Source organism: Aeromonas sp. ZOR0001 (genome assembly GCF_000801015.1).
Lineage (GTDB): Bacteria > Pseudomonadota > Gammaproteobacteria > Enterobacterales > Aeromonadaceae > Aeromonas > Aeromonas veronii.
Map to the genome: position 1 here is coordinate 82124 of NZ_JRJY01000008.1, position 11445 is coordinate 93568.

The window sequence follows — 11445 nt, forward strand, 5'->3', positions numbered from 1 at the left end:
CTACCGTTCAGCCGATCCCTGCCGGTGTCACCACCGTCACTCTGGCCCAGCAGGCACCGATCCACTGGGTATCAGTGGAGCAGATTGCCAAGAGTCTGGATGGCCTGCCCCCGATGGCCGTCGGGTTTGATATCGACGATACCCTGCTCTTCTCCAGCCCGGGTTTTTATCGCGGCAAGCAGGAGTTCTCGCCCAACGACGAGAGCTATCTGAAGAACCCCGCCTTCTGGGAGAAGATGAACAATGGTTGGGATGCGTTCAGCATGCCGAAAGAGGTGGGCAAGGCGCTCATCGCCATGCATCTCAAGCGCGGTGACCACATCTATTTCGTCACCGGTCGCTCGGCCACCAAGACCGAAACCGTGAGCCAGACTCTGCAGCAGACCATGAATATTCCGGCCGACCAGCTCAATCCGGTGATCTTCGCCGGTGATCAGCCGGGCCAGAACAACAAGGTTCAATGGCTCAAGGATAAGCAGATGAAGCTCTTCTACGGCGACGCCGATGGAGATATCAAGGCAGCGCAGGAGGTCGGCATTCGCGGCATTCGTCTGCTGAGGGCCGCCAACTCCAGCTATCGGCCACTGCCGTTGGCAGGGGCGCTGGGGGAAGAGGTGATCATCAACTCCCAGTTCTGATCCGGAGCGGATCCATGCAAAAGGGCGGGGCCATTGGCACCCGCCCTTTTTGCATCCGTCATCCAGCTCGGGTCAGTCGTCTGCCCACGGCATCTCGGGCAGGCTGTCGAGAAACTCGCCGTAACGGGTCAGATTGAAGGGGCCCTGATCGGCCTCCATCGCCATCAGCTCGGCACCGAGGGCGCAGGCGATATATTGCAGCGCCTCTTCTCGCGGGGTGCCCTTCATTACCAGCCGCATCAGGGTCGCCTTCACATGGGGCGGGTGACCGTCGTTGAGCTGGTTCTCCACCATCTCCAGCAGCGCGTCTTCATCAAAAAATTCCTGAGTGTCGTTCATGGGATATCCGCAACAGTGAATGTGGCGGCCAGTATAGCCTGAATGTGACTAACACCTTGAATGACCAGCGAATAAACAATCCGATGGGGAGGCCATTTGTTACCCATAATTAGGAGGAGTTTGCCAAGGCAAACAGGTTGGAACACAGATAACATGGATGGACACGCCTATGCCCACGATAGATTCCCTGCTGGCCGAGCCCAAGCTACTGCCCCAGATCCCGGAAGTGATGCGCGATTTGATCCAGACCTTCAATGAAAAGGATCCGGATCTGCTCAAGATCAGCAAGTTGATCAACAAGGACCCTGTCATCTCCGCCAAGTTGCTGCGGCTGGCCAACTCGGCCAAATTCGGCAGCAGTCGTCAGATCGGCACCGTCAATGAAGCCGCGGTGCGGCTGGGGTTGGCGATGGTGCGCAACATGGTGCTGGCCTGCGGGCTCACCGAGTCGGTCACTGCGGTACCCGGCATTGACCTCAAACATTTCTGGGGCTGCGTCTTCAATGTGGCGGAGCTGGCCCGTCGTCTGGCGGTGAAGAAGGGGATGAAGGGGGATGAGGTCTTTACCTGCGCCCTGCTCTACGATCTCGGCCGCTTGGTGATGCACGTAGGCTTGCCGGAAAACACCGTCCATCACATCCACGATCTGGAGTTGCACAAGGGACGGGCCAAGGCGGAAGAGCTGGTGGTCGGCTTCAATTATGCCCAGGTCGGGGCGGCTATGGCACGCTACTGGAAGTTCCCCGAGACCATCAGCAATGCGGTGGAGTATCACTACAACCCCATGCTGGCCAAGGAGTTCTCTCCCGAGGCCGGGTTGATCCATCTGGCGATCGTGTTGGCAGCGCAATCCGATGTGGGGGAAGAGGCGCCGCCCGAGTGGCCCCACAAGGTGGCAGATGCGCTGGGGTTGAGCTGGGCCGATTGCGCTGCCCAGTTCACTGCACTGCGGGAGCAGGGTAATGGCTATGCCGGGTTGCTGGCTGCCTGAGCCCGTTTATCCCATTTCATCAGGGGCCAACATGGCCCCTTTTTCATGGCCGATGGCGCCACAGGCTTGCCAGCCCTGGAGTGACGGGGCACTCTTTGCCCTTCACTTTCCGTTTGAGAGCCCTTGCCATGATTGCCTCCTCCCGCCTGATCCTGCGCGAAATGATCGCCACCGATGCCCCCTTCATCCTTGAGCTGCTCAATGACGGCGACTTTTATCGTTACATCGGTGATCGGGGCATTCGCACCCTGGAGCAGGCGCAGGAGTATATCCAGCAGGGACCGGCGGTCAGCTATGCCCGCTATGGTCACGGACTCTATCTGGTGGAGCGCAAGGAGGACGGTGCCAGCCTCGGTATCTGCGGTTTGATCAAGCGCGATACCCTGGAGCAGGTCGATATCGGTTACGCCTTCCTGCCGCAATATCGCGGTCAGGGCTACGCCATTGAAGCGGCGCATGCCGCCCTTGCCGATGGCAAAAGCCGGTTGGGGATCGGGCAGGTAGTTGCCATCGTCACTCCGGGCAACGAGCGATCCATCGGCCTGCTGGCCAAGTTGGGGCTGGTGCGCAGTCGACTGGTCAAGTTGAGCGAAGATGCCGATGAGTGCCTGCTGCTGGAGCAGTGACCAAGGTCAGAGAGCTGAAAAGCAAATGGCGAGGTGGCTGTCAGGCTGAGTGACAAGCAAGAGGCCTGATCTGGCGAAAGGCGTGAGAGAAGCAAAGAGGCCGCCGTGAGTTGCGGCCTGTCTGCATCGGGCGCTGCCGGAGGGCAGGCAGGATCAGTTGAGGTCTTCGATGGAGAACTCGCCAGCGATACCATCACAGGAGATGGCGAAACCGCCGCTGAAGCGGGTGCTGAACTGGATCAGAAACGCATCATTGTCGTGCTCTTGCACAGGCAGGTTGATGGGCTTGCTGCGACGCAGGGGCTTGTGTGTTTGTACTGCTTTCATCATGGTATTTCTCTATATAAATTAGGTGTTTGCTCCTTGTATTGGCAAATGTCAGGTCAATGGGCGCGGTCGATTGGGTGAACGACAAGCGCGCAGGAATACCCAGCCCGGTTAAAGGGCGTCTGCACTTTCAAGGAATATGCTGATGCATAAATCAAATTGGGTGGGCAGATCGGGTCTGCACCGTGAGAGCCGGGCAACGCAGGCAGACAGCCTGACGGTTCTCAAGGCGAGTAAATCAGAAGAAGGTTATGCGGGTACTGGCAGGATTCATCGTGAGGTGAAGCATTGCAGGGTAAACATAAACAGGGCTGATTAACTAGCCGACGCGCATTCTCTCCTCGAAATGAATAAAAAGCAAACAATAATTTGCCGATGTTGAAGTCAGTACGCTTTTCCTCTGTGTAATCAAGGTGCTATCAGCAGCAAATATCCGCAGCTATCCGCCATAAAAAGAGGGCTCCCGACGGGAGCCCTCTCTCATTCTGCAATCAGCACAGTGGGCCGACTCAGTAGTCGCCACAGGCCTTCTTGGCAGCCGTGATCATCGGGGTGATGGTCATGCCTTGCACCACGATGGAGAACATCACCACCGAGTAGGTCATCACCAGGATGACCTGACGCAGGTCGACGCCATGTTCCGGGATCATCATGACGCCGGAGGGGAGTGCCAGTGCCATCGCCATCGCCAGACCACCGCGCAGGCCACCCCAGGTGAGGATCCGTACCGAGAAGGTGTTGTAATTGCGGAATCGGCGGAAAGCCACATAGGGCAGCGACACGCTGATAAAGCGGGCGCCCAGGCAGAGCGGCACCGCAATGACCAGCAGGATCCAGTCACGCCAGGCGAGATCCAGCAGTACCAGCGCCAGACCGATCAGCAGGAACAACAGGGCGTTGAGGAACTGGTCCATCAACTCCCAGAAGTGATCCAGGTGATGGCTGCTCTGCTCGGAGAAGCCGGAGTGACGGGTCCAGTTGCCGATCATGATGCCGGTGACCACCATGGCCAGTGCGCCGGAGACGCCGATCATGTTGGCAAAGGCAAAACCGGCGGTCGGGATACAGAGAGTCAGCAGCAGCTCCAATGAACCGTCATCGGTGGCGCTGATCATCACGTGAGCGATGAGGCCCAGCACGGCGCCAAACAGGATGCCACCGAGGGCTTCGTGCAGGAACAGACCGGCCACGCTACCGAAGGTGGGCTCGACACCGCCAAAGGCGACGGCAAACACGGTAGCGAAGATGACGAGGCCAACACCGTCGTTGAACAGGGATTCCCCTTCGATCTGGATGGCGATCTGGGGTGGCGCTTTCATCTTCTTGACGATGGCCAGTACGGCAATCGGGTCAGTGGGGGAGATCAGCGCGCCAAACAGCATGCAGTAGACCAGCGGCAACTCCCAGCCCAGCAGCTTGGCGATAAACCAGAAGCCGTAGCCGATGAGGAAGGTGGAGAGCAGGGTGGCAATGATGGCCAGAATGGTGATCTCCCACTTCTGGCTACGCAGCGCCTTGAGGTTGATGCCAAGGCCACCGGCGAACAGCAGGAAGCCCAGAATCCCCTTCAGCAGGAAGTTCTGGAAGTCGATGCTCTCCATGGTCTTGACGGCGAGAGGTTCCAGATTGAACCAACCCAGTTTGCCAAACAGCACCAGCAGTGCGGAGATCAGCATGGAGCCCGCAGTAATGGCGATGGTGGTCTGGATCTTCACAACATACTGGTTGGCAAAGGCGATAAAAATCGCCAACGCTGCCAGAAAACAGAGTGTGTAGTAGACGCTCATAGTTATTTTTTTCTCGTTGGTAGACAGCAAGCACGTATCCCTATGCAGGACGGGCATAGGTTACTCTCGGGCCCTATGTTACTCATTACCCATAAATGAGTATATGGTGGTGCATTTGGACTGATAGACGGCTAGATTTCCATTTTATTTGTTTGCTGTTAGGATGCTGTTTACGCAGTTGCATGGATGTAAGAGGAACACGCGGTGTCGAACGTAATGTCGAGCAGAGAGCCGAGCAAGCAGTCGGACGTAACAAAGAAGCTGGAAGCCTGCCTCAGGGAGCGGATCCTGATCATCGACGGGGCCATGGGCACCATGATCCAGGGCTACAAACTCGGTGAGGCGGATTATCGGGGTGAGCGGTTTGCCGACTGGCATACCGACATCAAGGGCAACAACGATCTGCTGGTGCTGACCCGTCCGGCGGTGATCCGCGAGATCCACGAGCAGTATTGTGCTGCCGGGGCCGACATTCTCGAGACCAACACCTTCAACGCCACTCGCATCGCCATGGCCGATTACGAGATGGAAGCGTTTTCCGCCGAGATCAACCGTGAAGCCGCCCGTCTGGCCCGCGCCGTGGCCGACGAGTGGACTGCAAAAGATCCCGCCAAGCCGCGTTTCGTGGCAGGGGTGTTGGGCCCCACCAACCGCACCGCCTCCATCTCGCCGGATGTGAACGATCCCGGCAAGCGCAACGTCACCTATGACCAGCTGGTGGCCGCCTACACCGAATCGACCCATGCCCTGATCGAGGGCGGCGCCGACATCATCCTGATCGAGACCATCTTCGATACCCTCAACGCCAAGGCCGCCGCCTTCGCGGTGGAAGGGGTGTTCGAGGCGCTGGGCTACAGCCTGCCGGTGATGATCTCCGGCACCATTACCGATGCCTCCGGCCGAACCCTCTCCGGCCAGACCACCGAAGCCTTCTACCACTCGCTGCGCCACGTAAAGCCGGTGTCGTTCGGCCTCAACTGTGCGTTGGGGCCCGATGAGCTTCGCCAATATGTGGAGGAGTTGTCTCGCATCAGCGAGACCCATGTCAGTGCCCACCCCAACGCCGGTCTGCCCAATGCGTTCGGTGAGTACGACCTCGATGCGGGTGAGATGGCAGAGCATATCCGCGAGTGGGCCCAGAGCGGCTTCCTCAACATGGTCGGCGGCTGCTGCGGCACCACCCCGACCCATATCCGCGCCATGGCCGATGCCGTGGCGGGCATCAAGCCGCGCGTGCTGCCCGAGCTGCCGGTGGCCTGCCGCCTGTCGGGTCTCGAGCCGCTGATCATCACCCCCGAGTCCATGTTCGTGAACGTGGGGGAGCGCACCAACGTTACCGGTTCAGCCAAGTTCAAGCGGCTGATCAAAGAGGGGCTCTACGACGAGGCGCTCGACGTTGCCAAGCAGCAGGTAGAGAACGGTGCCCAGATCATCGACATCAACATGGACGAGGGGATGCTTGACGCCGAAGCGGCCATGGTGCGCTTCCTGAACCTCATCGCCGGTGAGCCGGATATCGCCCGGGTGCCGGTGATGATCGACTCCTCCAAGTGGGAGGTGCTGGAAGCGGGCCTCAAGTGCGTGCAGGGCAAGCCGGTGGTCAACTCCATCTCCATGAAAGAGGGGGAGGAGAAGTTCATTCAGCAGGCGAAACTGCTGCGCCGCTACGGCGCCGCCGTCATCGTGATGGCGTTCGATGAAGCGGGGCAGGCCGATACCCGCGCCCGCAAGTTCGAGATCTGCCAGCGTGCCTACCGGATCCTGGTGGATCAGGTCGGTTTCCCGCCGGAAGACATCATCTTCGACCCCAACATCTTCGCGGTAGCGACCGGCATCGACGAGCACAACAACTACGCGGTGGACTTCATCGAGGCGGTGAAGGACATCAAGACGCACCTGCCCCACGCCATGATCTCCGGCGGCGTCTCCAACGTCTCGTTTTCGTTTCGCGGCAACGAGCCGGTGCGCGAAGCCATTCACGCCGTCTTCCTCTACCACGCCATCAAGAACGGCATGGATATGGGGATCGTCAACGCCGGTCAGCTCGCCATCTATGAAGACATTCCGGCGGAGCTGAAAGAGAAGGTCGAGGCGGTGGTGCTCAACCTCAATGACAATGCCACCGAGGAGCTGCTGGCCATCGCCGAGAAGTATCGCGGTGCCGGTGCCCAGGCTGAGGATCCGCGGGATCAGGAGTGGCGCAGCTGGCCGGTGGGCAAGCGGCTGGAGCACGCACTGGTCAAGGGGATCACCGACTTTATCGAAGAGGATACCGAAGAGGCGCGCGCTGGCGCCGAGAAGCCGCTGCACGTCATCGAAGGGCCGTTGATGGATGGCATGAACGTGGTCGGCGACCTGTTCGGCGCGGGCAAGATGTTTCTGCCGCAGGTGGTGAAGTCAGCGCGGGTGATGAAGCGGGCGGTGGCCTATCTGCAGCCCTATATCGAGGCGGAAAAGTCGGGCGGCTCCAGCAATGGCAAAATCGTGCTGGCCACCGTCAAGGGTGATGTGCACGACATCGGCAAGAACATCGTCGGGGTGGTGCTGCAGTGCAACAACTTCGAGATTGTTGACCTCGGGGTCATGGTCTCCTGCGAGATGATTCTCAAGACTGCGCGGGAGGTCGGCGCCGATATCATCGGGCTGTCGGGTCTCATCACCCCGTCGCTGGACGAGATGGTGCACGTGGCCAAGGAGATGGAGCGTCAGGGCTTCAAGCTGCCGCTGCTGATCGGCGGCGCGACCACCTCCAAGGCGCACACTGCGGTGAAGATCGAACAGAACTACTCGGAGCCCGTGGTCTATGTCTCCAACGCCTCCCGTGCGGTGGGGGTGGCCCAGAGCCTGCTCAGTCCGGATCTCAAGGAGGCGTTTGTCGCCCGCATCGACAAGGAGTACGAGATTGCCCGGGATCAGCATGCCCGCAAGCAGCCGCGCTCCCGCCCGGTCAGTCTGGCCCATGCCCGCGCCAACCGGCATCAGCTGGATTGGGTTGGCTACCAGCCACCCAAGCCCCGCGAGCTTGGGGTGCAGAAGTTCGAAGATGTGCCCATTTCGGTGTTGCGCCCCTACATCGACTGGACACCGTTCTTCCTCAGCTGGGAGCTGGCGGGCAAATTCCCGCGCATCCTCGAGGACGAGATCATCGGCGAGGAGGCGACCAAGCTGTTTGCCGACGCCAACGCCATGCTGGACCAGCTGGAAAAAGCTCAGAGCGTGCGCTGCGCCGGGGTGGTCGGCCTGTTCCCGGCCAACGCGGTAGGAGACAGCATCGAGGTCTACAGCGACGAGTCGCGCACCGAGGTCATCAAGGTGCTGCACCATCTGCGCCAGCAGAGCGAGAAGCAGGGCTTCCCCAACTACTGTCTGGCGGACTATGTGGCGCCGAAAGAGAGCGGCAAGCCCGACTGGATCGGCGCCTTCGCGGTGACCGGCGGCATCGGTGAGGAGGCCATCGCCAAGGCCTACAAGGCGCAGCATGACGACTACAACGCCATCCTGATTCAGGCGGTGTGCGACCGTCTGGCCGAGGCCTTTGCCGAGTACCTGCACGAACAGGTGCGCAAGGTGCACTGGGGTTATGCTCCCGACGAGGCCCTTAGCAACGAGGAGCTCATTCGCGAGAACTATCAGGGCATCCGCCCGGCCCCCGGTTATCCGGCCTGCCCGGAGCACACCGAGAAGGGGAGCATCTGGGAACTGCTGGATGTCGAGCAGGCTATCGGCATGCAGCTCACAGAATCCTACGCCATGTGGCCGGGTGCGGCGGTGTCGGGCTGGTACTTCTCCCATCCCGAGAGCAAATACTTCGCGGTGGCGCAGATCCAGCAAGATCAGGTGGAAGATTACGCCGCCCGCAAGGGGATGACGCTGGCAGAGGCCGAGCGCTGGCTGGGGCCAAACCTGAACTGATTCCCGCGTGACATCGGTTGATCTTTAACGAGAAACGGCGGCATCCTTGCTCGGGTTGAACAACCTGCGCAGAGCCGCCGTTTAACCTGTTGGTCACAGTGATGTGGTAGCGTGCGGTTTGGTGTGGTTTGTCTTGTTGTCAGGATAAACAATTGGCGTTGTCTTGGCGCTGTGGCACCTTATACTCTCCCGCCCCATCCTGCCCAGGCACAGCCTTCTAGCGGAATTGTCATGAAGATCGCCATTTTATCCCGTGAGCCGAAAAACTACTCCACCCGCCGTCTGGTCGAGGTGGCGCAGGCGCGCGGTCATCAGGTAGAGGTGCTCGACACCCTGCGCTGCTATATGAATATCGCTTCCCACAACCCCTCCATTCACTACGAGGGTGGGGAGCTGGGAAGTTATGACGCCGTGATCCCGCGGATCGGGGCCAGCATTACCGCCTACGGCACCGCCGTGCTGCGCCAGTTCGAGATGATGAACACCATGGCCCTCAACAGCTCGGTGGCCATCAGCCGTTCCCGCGACAAGCTGCGGGCGATGCAACTGCTCTCCCGCCATGGCATCGGCCTGCCCATCACCGGCTATGCCCACAGCACCCACGACGTGCCCGACCTCATCACCATGGTGGGCGGGGCGCCGCTGGTGGTGAAGCTGCTGGAGGGAACCCAGGGGATTGGCGTGGTGCTCTGCGAGACTCAGAAGGCCGCCGAGAGCGTGATCGAGGCCTTTATCCAGACCAACAACAACATTCTGGTGCAGGAGTATATTCGCGAGGCCAATGGCGCCGACATCCGCTGTCTGGTGGTCAACGGCAAGGTGGTGGCCGCCATGCGCCGTCAGGCCCAGCCGGGGGAATTTCGCTCCAACCTGCACCGTGGCGGCACCGCCGAGGCGATCAAGATCACCCCGGAAGAGCGCGCGACCGCCGTGCAGGCCGCCAAGATCATGGGGCTGGATGTGGCGGGGGTGGATATCCTGCGTAGCGCCCGTGGCCCGCTGGTGCTGGAGGTCAACTCCTCCCCCGGCTTGCAAGGGGTGGAAGCCGCCTCCGGCAAGGATGTGGCGGGCAAGATCATCGAGTTCCTCGAACTCAAGGCGAGTCGCAAGAACAAACCGGCGGAGTGAGCCTCAGGCTTGCATCTGTCAGATAGAAACAGGGCGCCCTTGGGCGCCTTGTTTTATTGGTATGAATCCTTTTATATCTGGTCAGGTTTATGTGGGCTGCTTTCCCCCAATTGCGCAAGATAGCACTCAAGATTACTTGTGACTTTCTGCAGAACCCTTGGTAGATATGGAATTAGATCTGTGAATTCAGACTGTTCTGGGCCGCCATGATAGTGTCTACAGTGCTCAAGGATGGCGTCTTGCTCTTCTGTTGTAAGCAGCTTCAATGGGTCACGGTTGTTGTAATCATGTAAGTTGGATAAGTGAATGAATGCGCACCCAAATTTATAAACTGATTGAGTCCAGCCTTGGAGCTGCTGAGCTAGCTCAACCATTTCTCGGTCTGTTACGTTGCCTCTACGATTAGATTGCTGCCATTTTCGGCCATTTACTGAATCCTCTATCAGTTGAGTTTGTCTGGATGGCTCTTGGCTTAGTAAGTAAATGACTCGCACCATTGAGTCTAATTCTTGCCGAAGTACAGCAATCATTTGGCTTGGGATATTCGCAGCACTAAGAACCTCCATTGCCCTTATATGTTCATTGGAACGATGACGTATTTGCCGGATAAAGATTTCTTTTTCACTCATGTGAATTGGACCTCATCTCTAATTGGGCGCTAAATACGCCATCCTCGAGCCGGGTATCGATCTGCCAGCCTAGCTTCTCGCAGATGCGCTGGATGATGGTGAGGCCACAGCCGTAGCCGAGGATCTGATCCGGCGCCGCCGCCGTAGGGTTGCTGATGATGAGCACCGGGCCACACAGCTCGATGTCGATATGTCCCTCGGCGTAGCTCAGGGCATTTTTCAGCAGGTTGCCGAGGGCGATGGCGAGCAGGGAGAGGGGGGCGTTTACTTCGCTGCTCTCGTCCAGATTAAGCCGGATATCGAGGGCCTCCCGCTGCAACAGCGGAGCGAGGCGGGCCAGCTCCTGACGGATCAGCGGGGTCACCTGCTGCAGCGGTCGCTCCACTGCCTCCTTGCGGCCCAGCAGCAGGAAGGTCTCGGTGAGCAGTGCCATCTCGTCAGCGGCGGCGCGGATGCGGGTGGTGGCGCGGGCGGCTGGCGCGGGCAGATCCGTCACCTTGCCGAGCAGGGCCGCCGAGCCCTGGATCACCATGTTGGGGGTGCGTAGCTCGTGGCTGGCGAAGCGACTGAACTCCTGCTCGCGAGCGAACACTGCACTCACCTCCTGCTTGCCGGCCAGCAACGCCAGCTCGATGTCCCGCAGCTCCTGCCAGGGGGCGTCGGGCTCGAAATCCGCCTGATCCGGGGTGAGGTGGGCGACCCTCTGTTGCAGCCGTTGCAGCGGCCCTGTGATATGGCGTACCAGCCAGATACCGAAGCCGAGGCAGCCCAGCAGCAGGGTCACCCCGATCAGCCGGGTGGCCAGATGCAGCTTGTCTTCGTAGGGGTCGAGGTAGTCGTCAGCGTCGTCGTTGAACACCAGATAGAGCAGTCCCTCGCCGGAGGGGTGACGGGCCACCAGAAAGTGTTTGTCCTCCTTGCCCAGCTGATGCTCGAAAAAGCCGGGAGTCTGGTAGGGCTTCAACCACTTCGGCAGGCGTCCCGCCTCGGTCCAGTAGCTGGAGAACTGTCTGGGGCTCGGGGCGGCGGCCGCCGGGCCGAGTCGCAGCCAGTCATCGCTGTAGCGGG

Annotated in this window: 10 protein-coding genes; 5 read left to right on the plus strand and 5 right to left on the minus strand. The window is 59.8% G+C overall.

From position 1 onward, the window contains the following. Positions 1-638 (plus strand): acid phosphatase AphA (gene aphA / locus L972_RS01540; RefSeq protein WP_081990668.1); only part of this gene is annotated, 638 nt, incomplete at its 5' end. Between the two features lie 72 nt (positions 639-710). On the opposite strand, the gene L972_RS01545 is transcribed toward aphA, so the two are convergent. Then, on the minus strand, positions 711-977 hold the full coding sequence (locus tag L972_RS01545) for a hypothetical protein (protein WP_005348674.1): 267 nt from the start codon (positions 975-977) through the stop codon (positions 711-713). Positions 978-1146: 169 nt separating this feature from the next. On the opposite strand from L972_RS01545, the gene L972_RS01550 reads away from it, so the two are divergent. Both L972_RS01550 and L972_RS01555 read left to right on the plus strand, forming a co-directional pair. Then, the gene (locus L972_RS01550; protein ID WP_019446506.1) at positions 1147-1968 is read left to right on the plus strand and encodes an HDOD domain-containing protein; all 822 of its coding nucleotides are present in this window, start codon (positions 1147-1149) and stop codon (positions 1966-1968) included. A 128-nt stretch (positions 1969-2096) separates the two neighbouring features. Further along, complete coding sequence (locus tag L972_RS01555; RefSeq protein ID WP_019446507.1) at positions 2097-2594, plus strand: GNAT family N-acetyltransferase; 498 nt, start codon at positions 2097-2099, stop codon at positions 2592-2594. A gap of 153 nt (positions 2595-2747) precedes the next feature. Here the strand turns inward: L972_RS01555 and L972_RS21245 are convergent, their stop codons facing one another. Both L972_RS21245 and L972_RS01560 read right to left on the minus strand, forming a co-directional pair. Beyond that, positions 2748-2924: a hypothetical protein gene (locus L972_RS21245; protein ID WP_005340085.1), complete on the minus strand. Its 177-nt coding sequence runs from the start codon at positions 2922-2924 to the stop codon at positions 2748-2750. Positions 2925-3430: 506 nt separating this feature from the next. Continuing rightward, positions 3431-4708, minus strand: a complete 1278-nt coding sequence (locus tag L972_RS01560; RefSeq protein ID WP_021231596.1) for a cation:proton antiporter — start codon at positions 4706-4708, stop codon at positions 3431-3433. 216 nt (positions 4709-4924) lie between these two features. Between L972_RS01560 and metH the strand changes: the two genes are divergently transcribed. Next, on the plus strand, positions 4925-8620 hold the full coding sequence (metH, locus tag L972_RS01565; RefSeq protein ID WP_047434722.1) for a methionine synthase: 3696 nt from the start codon (positions 4925-4927) through the stop codon (positions 8618-8620). A 231-nt stretch (positions 8621-8851) separates the two neighbouring features. Beyond that, on the plus strand, positions 8852-9748 hold the full coding sequence (rimK, locus tag L972_RS01570) for a 30S ribosomal protein S6--L-glutamate ligase (protein WP_005340088.1): 897 nt from the start codon (positions 8852-8854) through the stop codon (positions 9746-9748). A gap of 71 nt (positions 9749-9819) precedes the next feature. On the opposite strand, the gene L972_RS20460 is transcribed toward rimK, so the two are convergent. After that, positions 9820-10377 (minus strand): hypothetical protein, encoded by a 558-nt coding sequence (locus L972_RS20460; protein WP_081990669.1) that lies wholly within the window; start codon positions 10375-10377, stop codon positions 9820-9822. Beyond that, the coding region (locus tag L972_RS01575; protein WP_047434797.1) for a sensor histidine kinase at positions 10370-11445 on the minus strand (1076 nt) is incomplete at its 5' end. The genes L972_RS20460 and L972_RS01575, both read right to left, overlap by 8 nt.

What these genes read in the sequence shown, in the direction of transcription:
- L972_RS20460 (WP_081990669.1), bottom strand. Translation starts at nt 10,377, where the DNA reads ATGAGTGAAAAAGAAATCTTTATCCGGCAAATACGTCATCGTTCCAAT.
- L972_RS01550 (WP_019446506.1), top strand. Translation starts at nt 1,147, where the DNA reads ATGCCCACGATAGATTCCCTGCTGGCCGAGCCCAAGCTACTGCCCCAG.
- rimK (WP_005340088.1), top strand. Translation starts at nt 8,852, where the DNA reads ATGAAGATCGCCATTTTATCCCGTGAGCCGAAAAACTACTCCACCCGC.
- L972_RS21245 (WP_005340085.1), bottom strand. Translation starts at nt 2,924, where the DNA reads ATGATGAAAGCAGTACAAACACACAAGCCCCTGCGTCGCAGCAAGCCC.
- L972_RS01545 (WP_005348674.1), bottom strand. Translation starts at nt 977, where the DNA reads ATGAACGACACTCAGGAATTTTTTGATGAAGACGCGCTGCTGGAGATG.
- metH (WP_047434722.1), top strand. Translation starts at nt 4,925, where the DNA reads ATGTCGAGCAGAGAGCCGAGCAAGCAGTCGGACGTAACAAAGAAGCTG.
- L972_RS01560 (WP_021231596.1), bottom strand. Translation starts at nt 4,708, where the DNA reads ATGAGCGTCTACTACACACTCTGTTTTCTGGCAGCGTTGGCGATTTTT.
- L972_RS01555 (WP_019446507.1), top strand. Translation starts at nt 2,097, where the DNA reads ATGATTGCCTCCTCCCGCCTGATCCTGCGCGAAATGATCGCCACCGAT.